The 17867-nt window shown below is 72.1% G+C and carries 15 protein-coding genes and 1 riboswitch; of the genes, 9 read left to right on the top strand and 6 right to left on the bottom strand.

Annotated elements, in window-relative coordinates; all coding sequences use genetic code 11:
• The coding region (locus FREUN1FDRAFT_RS32275) for an aminotransferase class I/II-fold pyridoxal phosphate-dependent enzyme (protein ID WP_006544539.1) at positions 1-755 on the bottom strand (755 nt) is incomplete at its 3' end.
• A 349-nt stretch (positions 756-1104) separates the two neighbouring features.
• Between FREUN1FDRAFT_RS32275 and FREUN1FDRAFT_RS32280 the strand changes: the two genes are divergently transcribed.
• Together FREUN1FDRAFT_RS32280 and FREUN1FDRAFT_RS32285 are read left to right on the top strand one after the other, a co-directional pair.
• Positions 1105-1542, top strand: coding sequence for a type II 3-dehydroquinate dehydratase (locus FREUN1FDRAFT_RS32280; RefSeq protein WP_006544540.1), 438 nt, complete (start codon positions 1105-1107; stop codon positions 1540-1542).
• Between the two features lie 539 nt (positions 1543-2081).
• A complete protein-coding gene (locus tag FREUN1FDRAFT_RS32285; RefSeq protein ID WP_006544542.1) occupies positions 2082-4079 on the top strand; it encodes a DUF6461 domain-containing protein in 1998 nt (665 codons plus the stop codon).
• A gap of 172 nt (positions 4080-4251) precedes the next feature.
• Here FREUN1FDRAFT_RS32285 and FREUN1FDRAFT_RS32290 read toward each other — a convergent pair whose 3' ends face one another.
• Both FREUN1FDRAFT_RS32290 and FREUN1FDRAFT_RS32295 read right to left on the bottom strand, forming a co-directional pair.
• Entirely contained in the window at positions 4252-6006 is a 1755-nt protein-coding gene (locus FREUN1FDRAFT_RS32290) for an MFS transporter (RefSeq protein ID WP_006544543.1), read from the bottom strand.
• A 5-nt stretch (positions 6007-6011) separates the two neighbouring features.
• Positions 6012-6482, bottom strand: a complete 471-nt coding sequence (locus tag FREUN1FDRAFT_RS32295; RefSeq protein ID WP_006544544.1) for a MarR family winged helix-turn-helix transcriptional regulator — start codon at positions 6480-6482, stop codon at positions 6012-6014.
• Positions 6483-6789: 307 nt separating this feature from the next.
• Here FREUN1FDRAFT_RS32295 and FREUN1FDRAFT_RS32300 point away from each other — a divergent pair, with 307 nt between their 5' ends.
• Positions 6790-7464 carry an alpha/beta fold hydrolase gene (locus FREUN1FDRAFT_RS32300; RefSeq protein ID WP_006544545.1) on the top strand — a complete coding sequence of 225 codons (675 nt, stop codon included), beginning with the start codon at positions 6790-6792 and terminating at the stop codon, positions 7462-7464.
• A 99-nt stretch (positions 7465-7563) separates the two neighbouring features.
• On the opposite strand, the gene FREUN1FDRAFT_RS32305 is transcribed toward FREUN1FDRAFT_RS32300, so the two are convergent.
• Entirely contained in the window at positions 7564-8214 is a 651-nt protein-coding gene (locus FREUN1FDRAFT_RS32305; protein ID WP_006544546.1) for a DoxX family protein, read from the bottom strand.
• Between the two features lie 265 nt (positions 8215-8479).
• On the opposite strand from FREUN1FDRAFT_RS32305, the gene FREUN1FDRAFT_RS32310 reads away from it, so the two are divergent.
• Positions 8480-9382 (top strand): L,D-transpeptidase family protein, encoded by a 903-nt coding sequence (locus FREUN1FDRAFT_RS32310; protein WP_006544547.1) that lies wholly within the window; start codon positions 8480-8482, stop codon positions 9380-9382.
• 84 nt (positions 9383-9466) lie between these two features.
• Here FREUN1FDRAFT_RS32310 and FREUN1FDRAFT_RS32315 read toward each other — a convergent pair whose 3' ends face one another.
• Positions 9467-10351, bottom strand: coding sequence for an SDR family oxidoreductase (locus tag FREUN1FDRAFT_RS32315; RefSeq protein ID WP_006544548.1), 885 nt, complete (start codon positions 10349-10351; stop codon positions 9467-9469).
• A gap of 83 nt (positions 10352-10434) precedes the next feature.
• Between FREUN1FDRAFT_RS32315 and FREUN1FDRAFT_RS32320 the strand changes: the two genes are divergently transcribed.
• Together FREUN1FDRAFT_RS32320 and FREUN1FDRAFT_RS32325 are read left to right on the top strand one after the other, a co-directional pair.
• Entirely contained in the window at positions 10435-11007 is a 573-nt protein-coding gene (locus FREUN1FDRAFT_RS32320; RefSeq protein WP_006544549.1) for a TetR/AcrR family transcriptional regulator, read from the top strand.
• 154 nt (positions 11008-11161) lie between these two features.
• Positions 11162-12475: a DUF2252 domain-containing protein gene (locus tag FREUN1FDRAFT_RS32325; protein WP_006544550.1), complete on the top strand. Its 1314-nt coding sequence runs from the start codon at positions 11162-11164 to the stop codon at positions 12473-12475.
• Positions 12476-12483: 8 nt separating this feature from the next.
• Here FREUN1FDRAFT_RS32325 and FREUN1FDRAFT_RS32330 read toward each other — a convergent pair whose 3' ends face one another.
• Positions 12484-13578, bottom strand: a complete 1095-nt coding sequence (locus tag FREUN1FDRAFT_RS32330; protein ID WP_006544551.1) for a YafY family protein — start codon at positions 13576-13578, stop codon at positions 12484-12486.
• A 200-nt stretch (positions 13579-13778) separates the two neighbouring features.
• Here FREUN1FDRAFT_RS32330 and FREUN1FDRAFT_RS32335 point away from each other — a divergent pair, with 200 nt between their 5' ends.
• The 3 genes from FREUN1FDRAFT_RS32335 to FREUN1FDRAFT_RS32345 form a co-directional block, all read left to right on the top strand.
• The gene (locus tag FREUN1FDRAFT_RS32335; RefSeq protein ID WP_006544552.1) at positions 13779-14135 is read left to right on the top strand and encodes a VOC family protein; all 357 of its coding nucleotides are present in this window, start codon (positions 13779-13781) and stop codon (positions 14133-14135) included.
• 759 nt (positions 14136-14894) lie between these two features.
• Positions 14895-15677 (top strand): alpha/beta fold hydrolase, encoded by a 783-nt coding sequence (locus FREUN1FDRAFT_RS32340; RefSeq protein ID WP_006544553.1) that lies wholly within the window; start codon positions 14895-14897, stop codon positions 15675-15677.
• A gap of 123 nt (positions 15678-15800) precedes the next feature.
• Positions 15801-15892, top strand: a riboswitch (S-adenosyl-L-homocysteine riboswitch).
• A gap of 139 nt (positions 15893-16031) precedes the next feature.
• Positions 16032-17867 (top strand): homocysteine S-methyltransferase family protein (locus FREUN1FDRAFT_RS32345; protein WP_198144542.1); only part of this gene is annotated, 1836 nt, incomplete at its 3' end.

Below are 17867 nucleotides of genomic sequence, written 5' to 3' on the forward strand. Positions count from 1 at the left end.
AGCCGGGCGAGCTGGGCACGCAGCACCGACGCGGAGAACTCGTTCATCCGGAAGTTCGACCCCGACGTCTGATGCAGATAACGACGATCGGTCCGCGGCCGGCCGCAGCTGTGACGCAGGAACGCCTGCTCGAACTGCTCCGCGTCCGAGAACGTCACCAGACCACCCTCACCGGCGGTCATCAGCTTCCCGTTCTGGAAACTGAACGCCGCGATACCACCATGCTCACCGACCCGCCGGCCCTGCCAACTCGCCCCATGCGCGTGCGCGGCGTCCTGGATCAACGGGACACCGGTGTTCGCGGAGATCTTCCCGAGCGCGTCCATGTCACAGAAGTGACCGGCCATATGCACCGGCATGATCGCCCTGGTACGAGACGTGACCGCCGCCTCCACCCCGGCCGGATCGAGACAGTACGTCTCCAGATCGACATCGACGGGCACCGCGACCGCGCCGAGCCGCTGCGCCGCCTGCGACGACGAGATGAACGTGAAACCAGGCACGATCACCTCGGTACCCGGACCGACCCCGAGCACCTGCAACGCCAACTCCAGCGCATGCGTACCGTTCGTGACCGCCAACGCGTACGGCGCACCGTGATAGTCCGCGAACTCCCGCTCGAACGCGTCGACCTCACCACCACCCATCCGCCACCACTGACCCTGATCAAGCGCACGGATCAACCCGGCACGCTCCGCGTCATCGAACTGCGGCCAGACCGGGAAGTCAGGAGCCGTCCGTGGGCTGTCGCTCATCGAGCCACCTCTTGTTGATGTGTACGGATGGATGCCGGTCGGCGGTGCCGTCAGCGGCCCTGCCTGCCACGTCGACGCCCGCAATCCAGGCGGCACGATACAGGGCAATTCTTCCGGAACGTCAGACAACCAGTCCGAACTACCGGGCAACAGGAATGTTGCCGCGAAAGGCCACCACTGGCGCTGTCGCGATGTCGACACGGCCGGCCGCTCACACCACGGAGCTTGCGGAGGTGGCCAGAACGGGGTAGAAGCGGTATCGCCCAGGTTCAGGTCCGGAACCGGCAGAAGCGCGACCTGTTATAAACACCGTGCCCGGACCACGTGCCACACACCTGTAGAGGTCATCGTGAGCAGTCTTCTTCTCCTGAACGGCCCGAACCTGGGGATTCTGGGCCGGCGCCAGCCCGAGATCTACGGGACGGCCACCCTGGCCGACATCGAGGCCGCCGTCGCCGCACGGGTGGCCGACCGGGGCTGGAAGGTCGTCTCGATCCAGCGCGAGTCCGAGGGCGAGCTGATCCACGCCATCCAGGACAACTACGACTCGGTCGGCGCGATCGTGAACCCCGGTGCGCTGATGGTCGCCGGCTGGAGCCTGCGGGACGCACTCGCCAGCTACCCGCGGCCGTGGATCGAGGTCCACCTGTCGAACGTGTGGGCGCGAGAGGCGTTCCGCCACGAATCAGTGATCTCCCCGCTGGCCGCGGGGGTCATCGCCGGGCTCGGCCCGCTCGGCTACGAGCTGGCCGCCGACGCCCTGCTGCGGCTCGCACCGGAGTCCTGAGAACGGGCGTCCCAGGCGCCGGTCCGCACAGGGCCGGCGCCCCGAGAACCCACGTTCCGAGCACCCACGGCGCGTAGGCCCTGGCGCGGTGCAGGCCCGGTGCAGCGAAGGCCGGGCCGCCGGCGGCGGTCACCCGATGGTGTCGCGGACCCAGGTCCGGGAGAAACGCCCGGAGGATCAACCCGGCACCGGGACGCCACCCGGAGACGGGCACAAAGGGCCAGATCGCCAACCTCCGGTCCGGCGCCGCCGCTGGGAGGACGGGTGTCGGACCAGGCGGTCGACCATCCCAGGGCGCCACCGGGCCGGGCGCCGGTGCCGGCAGCGGGCCAGGACAGGCACCGACATCAACCGGCTGCCAACCGGCCGGCCGGCGCCGGCCGGCGCAGCGCCGCGGGCCCGGCCACGACCGCTGGCGTCAGAATTCGTGCGCGCATTGCAAACACCCCAACATCGGCACGAATGTGTGTTGCCGGATCGTCACGCTCAGGAAGTACGGATCGCGCCGAAATGAGACGGCCGCCAGTAAAGTTTCGTGAGTGTTTCGACCGGACCTGGAAAGCCGTCAGATTTCCCTGCCCGAGCCCACCGTCGAGCTCCCGGCGGACCTCCTGGATCCGCTCGCGAACGTCATCGCGGAGGTTTTCGCCCAGCTGGTGGCACGGATTCCGCCCACGCCCGCGGCCGAGCTCGGTCGGATCGGCGCGGCGGAGCGGCCCACGGACCGCCCCGGAGCCCCGGTCCTCACCGCGCTGCGCTCGGTCGGACCACGCCTACCCGAACGCCTGCTCGGTGCCCTTGAGCTGGTTGTCGACGAGATTCCGCTGCACGCCCCGCGCGGCCTGACCGCGGCGCTGGCGGGAGCCCCACGGCGGCCCGCAACCGCGGCGGCCACCCGTGCGCTGACTCCCGCGGACGAGCCCGAGGCGGTCACCGCCGTCGCGCAGCTCGACCGGATCAGCCCCGGCGCCTGTGCGCTCATCCATTCCTACCTGCACCGCCTGCTCGACCATCCGGAGATCGCCCCACTGCTGGTCGTGGACGACCGCGTGTTCGACGTCGACGACACGGCGGACTGCGCGGGCGACAGGTTCGGCGCCGGCCGCGAACGCGACGCCGACGGCGACGGCGACGGCGACGGCGACGAGACCGTCGGGCTGCGCGGCGGACTGACCGGCGACGAGGCGGCCGGCGAGCCCGCCGACGAGGCGACCCTCGCCGCCCGCCACGGTGCCGCCCACCTCGCGCTCGCGGTGGCGGTCGCCACCGCCGTCCTGCGGGAGCTGGCCCCGCCGTCGCTGGGTGCCGAGGCCCCGGTCGTCGTCGGCACCGCGGTCGGCTGCGCCGTGCTGGTGCTGCGGGGACGTCCCATGCCGGACGCCTACCCGGCGGCGTTGCTCATGCGCAGGCGCGCGGACTACCGGCTGCCCCGCCAGGTGATGGGCTGCGTGCACGTCGAGGGCCACACCTTCGGCCTCGTCGAGGACGTCGTCGAGCCCGCAGTCGAGCCCGCCGTCGAGGACGCGGGCCGTGCGGTGCCGGCGCCGGACTTCCACCGCAACGGGCTCGTGGACGTCGTCGCCGGCGGGGCCCGCGTCCGCACCGGTGTGGGCACGGGCCGGGTGAACGTGTCCCTGCGGGTGCTGGCCGCGCCGCCCGGGACGCCCACGCCCGCCGAGGCCGCCGCCTGGGACGAGATCGTCGAGGTCAGCTGGACGGCCGCCGCCGGCGCCGCGTCGGTGGTGGGGGCCGTGACCAGCCGGGCGGCGGCGTCGCCGGACGCGCGTTCCCTGTTCCACCAGACACCGCCCTGGCCCGGGGACTACCGCCTGCGCGTCTGCGCCCGCGGCCGGGACGGTGCCGGCGAGGACGAGACGTACGAGCTGGCGCTGTGGGGCGCACCCGCCGCGCCGGAGGTCATCCACCAGCGCGGCGACCAGTTGGGCCACCGGCTGCGCGGCGAGGAGCTCCCGCCGGTCACCTCCCAGCCGGAGACCAGGTACCGGTGGGTACGCCGGCGCAGCGAGTTCCGCGAGGCCGCCACGTTCACCGTGGTCGTCGGAGCGACGCCGCAGGACGTCGTGCGCTACTTCGACGCCGACCCCGACGCCCCGTGCTCGCTGGCGCGGCTGCGCGCCGAGGGGCGCACCGACCCGTACCTGCTGGTCCTTCCACTCGCCGGCGCCGACAGTGCGGTGCTCGCCGTGGAGGCGAACGGCCTGCAGGGCTCACGGCACGCGGTGCTGTCCTCGGTGTCCCGCCAGGGCCTGGCCGCGAGCATGTTCTGGAACATCAACGCGCTCACCCGGCTGTCACTGGCCCAGGGCGGCGACGTGCTGGCCGCGTTCGAGCCCGGCCCGGACGCCGTTCCCGACGCCGTCCTCCCGCTCCTGCGCGACCTCGACCTGACCGGAGCGACCGACCGGGTCGCCAAGGGGCTCGTCGTCGTGGAACGGTTCACCGGCCACGAGATCCGCCCGGAGCAGGTGGAGCGGATGATCGACAACGACGTGGCCTATCTGATCAACCAGCCCTGAGCCGCTCAGAACCTGGGCCGTTCGGGATCAGTGGAGCCCGTCGCGGCATCCCGAGCCTCAGGCTCGGGCTGGCGCCGCTGCTCCTGAGCAAGAAGTGAGGATTTCGGCTGCTGCAGCAACCGAGATCCTCACTTCTTGCGGATTGCCAAGCGCCTCCGCACCCCGTTTACCCCTATTGTCCGACCTGCGTCTCTCGGGCCGGCACCGGGCCGACCGGCTGCGGACCCGCGGTGGCGAGCGCGCCGGGCTGGGGCTGATGGGCGCCGCGCAGCACCGACGCCACCGCGGCGATCAGCCCGAGCGCCGCGGACACGCCGAACACGACCACCAGGCCGTCCTGGAACGGGGCGGAGATCAGGTGCGGGAAGAACTCCCGCCCGGTGATCGTCGCCTGGTGCTCGGGCGCGAGCAGGTCCAGCGAGCCGGTTCCGGCCAGCAGATGCTCCACCGGATTCAGGCCGAGCACGGCGGCGAACAGGGACGCGACCGGCGGCAGCGCGCCGACCTGCTGCGCGACGTCCGCGGGCACCCCCTCGGCGCTCAGCCCCGAGGAGAAGGCGCCGGGCAGGCTGCCCGCGAGCCCGGCGATCATCAGGGAGAAGAAGACACCGATCGACAGCGCGCTGCCGGCGTTCTGGAACGTCGTGCGCATGCCCGAGCCGACGCCCCGCACGGCTGCCGGGACGCTGCTCATGATGGACGCCGAGTTCGGCGCGGCGAACATCCCGGAACCGACGCCGATGGCGGCGATCATCAGGGCGAACGTCCAGTAGGTGAAGTCGACCGGCAGCAGCATCAGCCCGACGTAGCCGCCGACGGTCACCAGCGCACCGGACGTCGACAGCCCCCGGGCGCCGAAACGGTCGGACAGGAAGCCCGACAGCGGTCCGGCGACGAGGATTCCCGCCGTCAGCGGGAGCAGGTAGATGCCGGCCCACAGCGGCGTGTCCTCGAAGTCGTAGCCGTGCAGCGGCAGCCAGATGCCCTGCAGCCAGATGATCAGGACGAACTGCAGGCCGCCGCGGGCGATCGACACCGCGAGCCCGGCGATGTTGCCCGCGGTGAACGCCCGCAGCCGGAACAGCGCGAGCTCGAACATCGGCGCGGTGAACCGTTTCTCGATCGCGACGAACGCGACGAGCAGCGCGGTGCCGCCGATCAGCATCGCGAGCACCGTGGGCTTCGTCCAGCCCATGGTGTGCCCCCGGTAGGGCTGCAGCCCCTCGGTGACGGCGATCAGGATCGCGCCGAGGCCGACGGCGAAGGTGATGTTGCCCCACCAGTCGAACGGGGCCCGCTCCGACTGTTCCCGGCGGGCCGGCTCACGCAGCTTGAGGTAGGCCCAGATGGTGCCGAAGGCCCCGACGGGAACGTTCACCCAGAAGACGGCCCGCCAGTCCCAGACGGCGAGGACGCCGCCGGCGACCAGGCCGATGAACTGCCCGGCGATCGCCGCGACCTGGTTGATGCCGAGCGCGAGGCCGCGCTGGTCAGCGGGGAAGACGTCGGTGAGGATCGCAGCCGAGTTCGCCGCCAGCATGGAGCCGCCGATCGCCTGCAGCACCCGCCAGCCGATCAGCCACATCGCCGCCGACCCGCCGCGCAGCGGGTCGAAGGACAGCAGGATGGAGGCGACGGTGAAGACCACGAAGCCCGCGTTGTAGATCCTGACCCGGCCGAACATGTCGCCGAGCCGGCCCAGCGGCACCACGAGCACCGCCTGCACCAGCCGGTAGCCCATGATCATCCAGAGCAGGTAGCTGACGTTGCCCGGGGCGAGCGGGTCCAGGTCGATACCCAGGAAGATCGGCGGCAGCGCGATGAGGATGATCGACCCGTCCAGCGCGGCCATGAACACCGCCGCGGTGGTGTTCGCCAGGACGACCCACTTGTACCGGGAGTCGACCGGGGCGCTGGAGGCCGCCATCGCCTTCACAGGGTGTGAGCCAGTCGCTCCAGCAGGGGTGCCGCCGCTTTCAGGCAGGCCAGCTCGGCGTCGCTGAAGCCGTCGGTGAGCGCCCGCGCGAGTTGCTCGATACGGGCGTTGCGCCGCTCCAGCAGCGCGTCGCGGCCAGCATCCGCCAGCGACAGGATGACCCGCCGCCCGTCGCCGGGATCGGGCCGCCGCTCGACGAGGCCGCGCACCTCCAACCCGCTCAGGATGGCCCCCATCGACTGCGGGCTGATCGCCTCCTGCTTCGCGAGCGCCGCGGCCGTCGCCGGCCCGCCACGCTCCAGCCGGACGAGAGCCGCCGTCTCCCCCGCCGTCAGCTCGCCCGCCGGCCGCGTGATCCGCAGCCTGCGCACCAGCAGGCTGAGGCTCAGCCGGAGCTCGGAGGCGGTCTGAAGCACCTCGGCAGCGGCGGAATCCGCGCCGGAACCCGATCTGTCGCCCTCAACCATATTGACAGTATGAACTTATAAGTTCCGGCTGACTAGTGGCACGCCTCAGCAGCCCTTCGGGACGCCGCCGGGGTTGGCGATACCTCCGGGCAAGCGGCCCGGCAGCCCGGCAGCCCGGTTTGGCGAGTCGCAAGAGTGAACGATTCTTTTGGTCGTGCCGACGACCAAAATCCTTGCTTCTTGCGGGTCGCCAGGCGCATCTGCGCCCCTTTTGCCCCTCTTACGGCGAAGCGTCCGCGGCGCCGCACCCGTGCCGCCCGGACGGATCGGGAGCATCTGCCGGCAGCCTGGGAATACGGTGCGAAGCATGGCTGACAACCCACCGGTGGTCCTGGTCCACGGCCTCGGCTCGTCGAGCGAGCACGGCTGGCGCGGCGCCGGCTGGATCGACATGCTGCAGGAGGCCGGCCGCGAGGTCCTCCTCGTCGACCTCCCCGGGCACGGCACCTCCCGCCGCGACACCGACCCGGCGTCCTACGCGGACGCCGCCGCCGAGATCGCCGAGACCTTCGCCGGGCGCGGCCCCGTCGACGCGGTCGGCTTCTCCGCCGGTGCGCACCTGCTGCTGGAGTCGGCGGTGCGCGGGCTCGCGTCCTTCAACCGGCTGGCCCTGATCGGGCTCGGCCCGCGCATGCTGGAGTTCCGCCCCGAGCAGGGCCGCGCCTTCACCCCGGACGCCTCGGACGGCACCGACGTCCTGGCCCGGGTGATCAAGGGGCTCGCCCGCCGCGCCGGCAACGACATCGACGCCGTTCTCGCGTTCGCCCGCCGGCCGGCCACACCGCTGACAGCCGCCGGCCTTGCCACGGTCGCCTGCGAGGTGCTGGTCGTCATCGGCGAGCGGGACACCGCCGGCTCACCCGACGAGTTCGCCGCCCTGTTCCCGAAGGCCACCGGACGGACCATCGACGGCGCCGACCACTACTCCGTACAGGCCCACCCCCGGGCGATGAGCGCCGTCTTCGACTTCCTCGGCGTCTGAGTCCGGACGCCGAGGAGGCGGATCAAGCCGCCTCGGCTTCGCCTGACAGCTGGCCACACCTGCACCGAAGAGGCCGGCGATCGAAGAGGCTGGCGGAGGTCAGCTGACCGCCAGGACGATGGCGGCGCCGAGGCCTCCGAGGCCGACGGCGAACGCCATCTCGGGCAGCCCGCCGTCGCGACGCCGGAAAAAGCGGTCAAGTGCGAGCCGCCCCGCGCCGATCGCTGCCACCGCGATCGCAACCACCGCGATACACAGCGGATATTCCATGCCGCCGTTGGTTTCCCACAGTCCGTGCGGCACGGTCACGATCATCGCGTTGATCATCACACCGATCACGGCCGCTGCCGCCAACGGGGTCAACAGGCCCGCGGCCAGGCCGAGGCCACCGAGGAACTCGCCCGCGCCGGCCATTCCGGCGAAGAACGTGCCGGGGTGGTAGCCGAGCTCGGCGAAGCCTCTGCCGGTGGCGCTGAGTCCCTCGCCGCCGAACAGGCCGAAGAGCTTCTGCGCGCCATGCCCGGCAAGCAGCAGACCGAAGGTCAACCGCAGGAGCAGCAGACCGAGGTCGCCGGCGGACACGGCCACGGGCCGCGAGACGCGGCGGGCCCCGAGGGGTGCGGCCGGGGTCGCCGGTCGAGCCGGGACAGCGGCCGGGGCCGGGGGCGGGGCGGCAGGCAGGGCTGCCGTGACGGGTGGCGGACGGTGGGGCGGACGGTTGGGCGTCCGGTGCCGCTCGAGAAGTTTCATGTCGAGACCTCGATTCTCCAGGCCCACATGGCGATGCTCCGGTCACTGGGATGCTGCCCCTGGACCGGGGCGATACCACCGCACCTATGACCCATCACCGATGACTGCGCCATCACCGATGGCCCATGACCGATGACCGTCACGAGGACGCCGCTGACGAGAACCCTGGCCTCGAGTGACGTGGCATACCCGGTGGGACGAGGGCCACCTGGCTGTTCGGCTGCCGCGGAAGCCCGTCTGTGAATAAATCGGGGACATGTCTGCCATGTGCAGATCCCGTGTCACCCGTTGGTTGACCGTCCTGCCGATGCTGGTGGGGCTGGTGCTGGTGGGGGCCTGCGGATCAGATGGCCCGGCCGCCTCCGGCCCTGCGCCGTCGACGGCCTCGTCGGCGACGACTCCGAGCGGCCCGGCCTCCCCGGCGGACACTCCGCCCGCGCCAACGACCGCGGCGGCGACACCGGCGACATCCCCGACGTCCCCAGCCCCGGCGGCGACATCCACAGCAGCGACATCCCCGGCGGCGACGTCGTCCGAGACAGCGACGGCGACGCCGTCACCAACCGGCCCGCCGATCCTGCGGCCCGGCGCGACCGGCCCGGAAATCCTGGAGCTGCAGCGGCAGCTGATGACGGCCGGCTACTGGCTGGGTACCCCGGACGGAACGTTCGGCCTGCTCACCCAGCAGGCGGTGCTCGCCGTGCAGAAGACCGCCGGCATCGGGCTGGACGGGCTCGTCGGGCCGGCTACCCGAGCCGCGATCGCCCGCGGCGTGCGGCCGGACGCGCGCAGCACCCAGGGCTTCGTCCTGGAGGTCGACAAGGGCCGTCAGCTACTGAAGATCGTGCGGGACGGCCACGTCGAGACCACGCTCAACACCTCGACCGGCACCGAGCAGATCTACTACCACGACGGCGTCCAGTACCTGGCCGACACCCCACCCGGCACCTGGCGGATGTTCCGGCAGGTCAACGGGGTCGACCACGGCAGCCTCGGCGACCTCTACCGGCCGAAGTACTTCCACGCGGACGGCATCGCCATCCACGGGTACGCCTCGGTTCCGGCCCGGGCCGCCTCCCACGGCTGCGTCCGGGTGACCAACGCCGCGATGGACTGGCTGTGGTCGTCGGGCAACGCCGAGATCGGCACCACCGTCCTGGTCTACTGACGTCATCTACTGAGGTCCACTCACACCGTCCACGGGTCCGGCGGCCGGCAGGCCACGGGTGCCCGCCGTGCCGGCTCGGGCCCGTCAGTCGGGATAGTTCCCGGCCTCGAGGTCCTCGAGCAGGCTCGGCCCAGTGGGCTGCCAGCCAAACCTCTCCTGGGTCAGCGCGCTTGAGGCGGGCTGGTCGATCGCGAAGACGTTGCCGAGGAAGGGTCCGAACGTCTCCGCCGGAACAGCCTGCGTGGGCAGGCCCAGCTGGCGGCCGATGACGTCGGCGATGGCGCGCATGGTGTCGCCCTCGTCGGCCACCGCGTGGACCACGGTGCCTGGAGCCGCCTGTTCCAGGGCCAGCCGGAAAAGCCGTGCGGCGTCGAGGCGATGCACGGCGGGCCAGCGCTGACTGCCGTCGCCGACGTAGCCGGACACCCCGGTCCGCCGCGCCGCCGCGATGAGCACCGAGGCGAATCCGTAGCCTTCGCCCTGGGCATGCACCGACCGGGGCAGGCGGACAACCGCGGAGCGCACGCCGTTGCCTGCCAGGTCAAGCACGGTCTGGGCGTTGCGGCCGCGGCCACCCACGGGGCCGTCCGCGGGCGCCGGGTCCTGCTCGGTCGAGGCGCGGCCGGGCACCGCGGGCGTGCCGGAGGCGATGACCAGGGGCTTGTCGCTCCCCTTGAGGACGGCGCCGAAGGTCTCGATGGCGCGGCCCTCCTCGGCGACCATCTTCCCGAAGTCGGCGAAGTCGTGTCCGAAGGCCAGGTGGATGACCCCGTCGGTTTCCGCCGCGCCGGCGCGCAGGCTCTCGGGGCTGTTGAGATCGCCCCGAAGCACGGTGGCTCCGGCGGCGGCGACAGCTCGCGCCGCTGTATCGGAACGGGCCAGGCCGAGGACCTCGTGGCCGGCGGCGAGGAGCTCGGGGACGACCGCGGAGCCGATCCCGCCGCTGGCACCGGTGACGAAGACGCGCATGAGAACCCCTCGAAGTGATGGGACTGTTGTCCCATCACCTTAACAAAGCGATGGGACAACAGTCCCATCGATAGCATGGGCGCGTGCCCCGATGGGAACCCGACGCGCGCGAGCGGCTGGTCGCCGCCGCACTGCACCTGTTCTCGGAGCAGGGCTACGACAACACCACCGTCGCCGAGATCACCGACCGCGCCGGGCTGACCAAGAGCACCTTCTTCCGCCACTTTCCCGACAAGCGAGAACTGCTGGCAGCCGGCCAGGAGACGCTGTCACGGCTGTTCGCCGGAGGCATCGCCGCGGCACCCGCGGACGCGGGCCCACTCGCCGCGGTCGCCGCCGGCCTGGAACGCGCGGCCGGCGCGATGACGCCGTTCAACCGCGAGCTCGGGCCCCGGCTACACGCCGTCATCGCGTCCAGCGTCGAGCTTCAGGAACGTGACGCGCTCAAGCAGGTCGGCTTCGCCGCGGCCATGGCAGACGCCCTGCGGGCCCGCGGCGTGCCGGACCCGGTGGCCGCCCTGGCGGCGGAGCTGGGCGTGCTCGCGTTCAAGGACGCGTACGCCGCCTGGGTCGCGACGGACAACCACCAGGAACTGGGCGAACTGGCGCAAGCGGCCCTGGAGCGGCTACGCGCCGCCGCCGCCGAACTCAGCTGACCACCGCCTGGCCCGCCGACGGCCCCTGGGCGAGCGCACGTGCCGGCGGGCGCTGGCATGCTGGGACGGGCGACGGGCGGCCACCACGCGCGGCCCACGCCGGAAGTCGCGCGATGACGCGATGACGCGATCACGTGAGAAGGAGCCACAGCGAATGACGACGTCCGCTGCCGGTGCCGACCGTGCCCAGGTGATCGGGGACGTGTTCGGGGCGGCCTTCGGTGAGCTGATGGCCGCGGAGCCCGGTGCCTTCCGCCGCAAGTTCCGGAAGATGGCGGCCTCGCCGTTCGCCTTCTACCGGGGTTCGGCCGCGCTGTTCTACACCGATATCAACGGCCTGAACGACCCGTTCGGAAACGAGCGGACGAGCCGGGTCTGGATTCACGGTGATCTGCATGCGGAGAACTTCGGCACCTACATGAGCAGCAACGGCGTGCTCGTGTTCAATGTCAACGACTTCGACGAGGCGTACGTCGGGCCGTTCACCTGGGACCTGCGCCGCCTGGTGGCGAGCCTCGCCCTGCTCGGCCGGGCGAAGGCGCTCAGCGACGCCGTCATCACCGACCTGGTCGAGGCCTGCGTCGGCGCCTACCAGGAGAAGATCCGCGACCTCGCCGAGGGCGGCTCGTCCGCCGACCTGCTGACCCGGACGTCCACCACGGGCGTGGTGCACTCCTTCCTGCAGACCGCGCGGCGCGCCACCCGGGTCGGCCTGCTCGACGAGCTGACCGTGGTCGAGAACTACGACCGCCGGTTCGCCCACGTCGACGGTGTCAGCGCGGTGGACGACGAGACCCGCGCGAAGGTCCTCGCCGCCTTCGACCGCTACCTGGCGACCGTGCCGCCGGGCCGGCGCACCCGCCCGGTCGCGCTGACGGTGAAGGACGTCGTGCTGCGGCGCGGGGTCGGCATCGGCAGCGCCGGCCTGCCCTCCTACAGCCTGCTCGTCGAGGGGCACACCGAGGCACTGGACAACGACGTCGTGCTGTACATGAAGCAGGCCCAGAGCCCGGCGGTGAGCCGGTTCGTCCCCGACGAGCGGATCGCCGGCTACTTCCACCACCAGGGGCACCGCACCGCCGTGTCACAGCGGGCGCTGCAGGCCGACAGCGACTCCTGGCTCGGGTACTCCGAGCTGGACGGGATCGGCCAGCTCGTCGCCGAGGTCTCCCCGTACGCCCAGGACCTCGACTGGTCCGAGGTCAACGAGCGTGACGAGATGCTGGGCCTGGTCGCCGACCTCGGCCGGTCGACCGCCCGGATGCACGCGGTCGCCGACGACGAAAGCGACCACGACCTGGTGAGCTTCTCCACCGAGGACGCCATCCACGAGGCGATCTCGGTGGACGCGAAGGGGTTCACCCTCGCCATGGTCGAGTTCGCCCACGACTACGGAGCCCAGGTCCACCGCGACCACGCCCTGTTCGTCGACATGTTCCGCAACGGCCAGCTCATCGACGTCGACTGAGCCTGCCGTCAGCACCGCGGCGTCGCGACAGCCGGGCTCCGGCCCTCCTGTGGCCTGGCGGCGTAGAGGGCCGTGAGGTCCGCAGCGGCCGCGGTGATCGCCTCCCGCAGCTCCGGTGGGTCCAGAACCTCCACCTCGGCACCGAGGACGAGCAGGTCGCCACGGGCGTGCCGGATCGACTCGATCGGCAGCCGCGCGCGGACCCATCCGTCGGCGTCCGGCGCCTGCGCCGTGCTCCGCAGGGACCTCACCACCGCGGGCGCGAGCCGGAAAGGTGCCATCCGCAACCCTTCCGGGGAGAGCCGCACGGTGGCCGTCGCCCGGTAGACACCCGCCTCGTAACGAGCCGTCCACCCGGCCCAGAAGGCAGCCAGATCGAAATCGTCCGGACGAGGGAACGTGCCCGGCAGCGCCTCCAGGTGGTGGATCTTCCCGACCCGGTAGACCCGGACGGAATCCCCCGCGGCCGCGGCGGCAGCCCCGGCCCCGGCCCCAGCCGCCGTCGCCGTCGCCGTCGCCGTCGCCGTCGCGGTCGCGGTCGCGGCGACCAGGTACCAGGTACCGCTCTTGAGGACGACGCCGAGCGGCTCCACGTCCCGCACCACCTCCTGCGGGGAGCGCCAGCGCAGGTAGGTGAGCCGCAGCGGGCGGCACGCCCAGACCGCCCCGGCCACCTCGGCCAGGTGCGGCACGGGTTCGACGTCCCGGAACCAGCCTGGCGCGTCGAGGTGGAACAGTCGTCGGGCGTGCTGGGCCCGCTGCCGGTTGCCGGACGGGAGCGCGGCGAGCAGCTTGCGTTCGGCGGCGGCCGCGCCCGGGCCGAAGCCGAGCGCCTCGGCGGCCGCCGGGAGCCCGGCCAGCGGCAGCGAGTCCGACTCGCCGGCGGTCAGGCCCGTCAGGCTGGTGCGATAGCCGCCCAGCAGCCGGTAGCCGCCGGTCGACCCGCGCTCGGCCACCACCGGGATGCCGGCCCCGGCCAGCGACTCCACATCCCGGTAGACGGTGCGGACCGACACCGCCAGCTCGTCGGCGATCTCCCGGGCCGTCAGCCGCCCCCGGGCCTGCAGCAGGAGCAGGACCGAGAGCAGGCGGTCGGCGCGCACCGGCCCATCATCCGCCGCGATACCTGACAGAGGAAGTCAGGTATCGCGGTCAGGATGGGACCGCGGCGGTGCTCCCGGTGGCGGCACCGGTGCGTTCCGACACGGTCGAGAAGACGAGAAGAGAGGCTAGACCCTTGAGCGAAGAGCCTGGACCGGTGGAGACAGCGACGACATCCGCGGGCGTGAGCTGGGCGGGGCTGATGCTGGACTGTCCCGACGCGAAGGCCCTGGCGGAGTTCTACGGCGAGCTGACAGGCTGGGGCGTGGCCGGCGCCGACGAGGCGGGCGCGTGGGCCTATCTGACGCCTCCGGGCACCGAAGTCATGATCGGCTTCCAGCGGGTGGAGGGCTACCAGCCGCCCCGGTGGCCGGACCAGTCCGCCCCGCAGCAGTTCCATCTCGACTTCCGGGTCACGGACCTGGCAGCCTCCCTTGAGCTGGCCGAGAAGCTCGGCGCGACGCAGGCCGAGTTCCAGCCGGGCGGGGAACGCTGGCGGGTCCTGCTCGACCCGGTCGGCCACCCGTTCTGCCTCTGCCCGCCGGCGCCGTCGTCCTGACCCCGCGCCCCGCTCCCGGACGCGGCGGCGGGCCGCCGCCGCGACCGGCGTTACCACCAAACGAGATCTGAGCATTCGGGTCACTGGTGAGCCCATCGCAGAATCCCGAGCCTCGGGCTTCCGCTGCCGCCGCCCCCACCGCTGCCCGCCTGCCGCTGCCCGCCTGCCGCTGCCCGCCTGCCGCTGCCCGCCTGCCGCTGCCCGCCTGCCGCTGCCGCTGCCGCTGCCGCTGCCGCTGCCGCTGCCGCTGCCGCTGCTTCCGAGCAAGGATTGAGGATTACGGCTGTGACAGCAACCGAAATCCTCACTTCTTGCGGATTGCAAGCGACGTCGCGCCAATTTTTTTCCTATTGGTGTGAATCGCGGGCGCTGCGCGGCGGCGCGGGATCCCCGATGGGTCGGCATGCGGCGGGTGGGCACGGACCACCGGGTCCATGTCGGCGGCCTGGGATCCGCCACTTCTCGGGGATCTTGCGACGCACTCCGGAACGACGAAGATCCTCCGCGCTTTCCTTTCATTCCCGTGCCCCGTGGCCTCGTCAGGCCCGGGCCGGGCTCGATCGGAGCCTCCGCGACCGCGCGAACGGCTAACGTCCACGATGAAACGGTCGGGTCGGGAATCGGGCCGGGATGCCGCGGCGGCACTCGGGGCGGATACGGGGGATGTGGGTGTCGGTACAGGCAGCGGGGCCACGGGCCGGGACGGCACCGGCCGGGACGGCGCGGGCTTCGACAGCGCGGGCTTCGGCGGCGCGCGCGGTGACGGTTGGCGTCGCCGGTGCGTCCAACGAGGTCATCGTGGTCGGGGACGGGGAGCCCGTGGTCCTGGTCGCGCATGCCTGGGGTGCGTCGGCGCGGGTCATGCTGCCGACCGCGCTGGGCCTGCCCGGGACGAAGGTCGTCGTCAACTTCCGCGGCTACGGCGGCTCGTCGCCGCGGCCCAACGGCTGGACGTACCCGGAGCTCGCCGACGAGCTGGCCGGTGTCGTCGCCGAGTTCGGGGCGACGGCCGCCCTCGGGCAGAGCATGGGGGCCGGCGCGCTGCTGGCGCTGGCCGCCCGGGAGCCGGGCCTGTTCACGACGCTGGCGCTGCTGCTGCCGCCGGCGCTGGACGAACCGATCCCGCCGGACGTCCTGGCGATCTTCCGGCGGATCCACCTCGCCCGGCACGGCGGTGACGAGGACGAGCTGCGCGCCGAGATCGCCACCTCCATGACCCCGCAGCTGCACGGGGTGCGGGGCTTCGACGTGTACCTGCGCGCCTATGCGCTGATGCTGACGGCATGCTCGCCGCCGACGGAGCTGCCCGGGAACGCCCCGCTCGCCGACCGCGCGGCGCTGGCCCGGGTGGGCGCGCGGGCGCTGGTCGTCGGGCAGGACGGCGATCTCATCCACCGCACCGAGGTCGTGGGCGAGGTCGCGGCTGCCCTCCCGCACGCCCGGACGCACATCTTCCCGGCGACCACGCCGATGTGGAGCGACCGCCGAGCCCTGCGCGCCCTGCTCACCGCGCACTTCGCCGACGGGCCCGGCGAGCGCTGACACCGCCCCCCACGCCTCGGGCCCAGTGGTGGGCCCTCACCCGCAGCTCGAACAGGATGTGCCGAGGCAAGGGGAACAGCTGGGTGCCGCAGGCCCCAAAGGCCACCGTGTAGGGTCTTGTGTCAGGTCGAGGGGCGCTGCAACGGACGGGTTCCGCAACGGGCCAAGGTCCGCCACGCTCGGCTGGAACCTCTCCGTAAGGGCGCCTCCCCCAACAGGGAGGTGTGTGTCTTGGCGGTATCCGGAACCCTCGACAACCTGGTGAGCGGCGCCAGCGCGGATTCCCCCGATGCCGACACATCCGGCGCATCCGGCGCACCCGGCGCGCGCGCCGTCACCGCCGGCGAGCGGGCGCTGCGGGAGCTGCTCGGGCAGCGGGTCGCCGTTCTCGACGGGGCCTGGGGCACGATGCTGCAGAACGCCGGCCTCACCCCCGCCGACTACCGCACCGAGCGGTTCGCGGACCATCCGAAGGACGTCACCGGCGATCCGGACCTGCTGAACCTGACCCGGCCGGACATCATCCTCGACGTGCACCGGCAGTATCTGGCCGCGGGCGCGGACATCACGACCACGAACACGTTCACCGCCACCAGCATCGGCCAGGCCGACTACGGCCTGGAGTCGCTGGTGCGGGAGATGAACGTGCAGGGGGCGCGGCTGGCCCGCGAGGCCGCCGACGAGGCAGCGCAGAAGACCGGTACCCGGCGGTTCGTCGCCGGGTCGATCGGCCCGCTGAACGTCACCCTGTCGCTGTCGCCGCGGGTGGAGGACCCGGCGTACCGGGCGGTGACCTTCGATCAGGTGAAGGCCTCCTACGCCGAACAGATCGCGGCGCTCGCCGAGGGCGGCGTCGACCTGCTCCTCATCGAGACGATCTTCGACACGCTGAACGCGAAGGCGGCGATCGCCGCGGCCCGCGAGGTCGCCCCGCAGCTGCCACTGTGGATCTCGGTGACGATCGTCGACATGAGCGGGCGGACGCTGTCCGGCCAGACCGTCGAGGCGTTCTGGAGCTCGATCGCGCACGCCGAGCCGCTGGTCGTCGGGGTGAACTGCTCGCTCGGCGCCGAGGAGATGCGCCCGCACGTCGCCGACCTGGCCCGCCTCGCCGGCACGTTCACCGCCTGTCACCCGAACGCGGGCCTGCCGAACGCGTTCGGCGGCTACGACCAGACCCCGGAGGAGGCCGGCCGGCTCATCGGCGGGTTCGCCAGCGAAGGCCTGGTCAACGTGGTCGGCGGCTGCTGCGGGACGACCCCCGCGCACATCGCGCGGATCGCCGAGTCGGTGCGGGGCACCGCGCCGCGCGCGCTGCCGGAGCTCCCGGCGACAACCCGCTTCAGCGGCCTCGAGCCGTTCGAGATCGGCCCGGACACCGGCTTCGTCATGATCGGCGAGCGGACCAACGTGACCGGTTCGGCGCGGTTCCGCCGGCTGATCGAGGCCGACGACTACCAGGCCGCCATCGACGTGGCGCTGGAGCAGGTGCGCGGCGGGGCGAACCTGCTGGACGTCAACATGGACGCCGACCTGCTCGACAGCGAGCGGGCGATGACCACCTTCCTGAACCTGCTCGCGACCGAGCCCGAGGCCGCCCGCCTGCCCATCATGATCGACAGCTCGCGCTGGAGCGTGCTGGAGGCGGGGCTGCGCTGCGTGCAGGGCAAGGGCGTCGTCAACTCGATCAGTCTCAAGGAGGGCGAGGAGCCCTTCCTGGCGCAGGCGCGGCGCATCCGCGACTTCGGCGCCGGCGTGGTCGTGATGGCGTTCGACGAGCAGGGCCAGGCCGACACCACCGAGCGCAAGGTGGCGATCTGCGCCCGCGCCTACGACCTGCTCACGCAGAAGGTCGGCTTCCCGGCGACGGACATCATCTTCGACCCGAACGTGCTGGCGGTGGCCACCGGCATCGCCGAGCACAACGGCTACGCGAAGGCGTTCGTCGACGCGCTGCCGCTGATCAAGCAGCGGTGCCCCGGGGTGCGCATCTCCGGCGGCATCTCGAACCTGTCGTTCTCCTTCCGCGGCAACGACGTCGTCCGCGAGGCGATGCACTCGGCGTTCCTGCTGCACGCGGTTCGCGCCGGGCTCGACATGGGCATCGTCAACGCCGGCCAGCTCGCGGTGTACGCGGACATCCCCGCCGACCTGCTGGAGCTGGTCGAGGACGTCCTGTTCGACCGCCGC

The organism is Parafrankia sp. EUN1f, from assembly GCF_000177675.1.
Classification (GTDB): Bacteria; Actinomycetota; Actinomycetes; order Frankiales; family Frankiaceae; genus Parafrankia.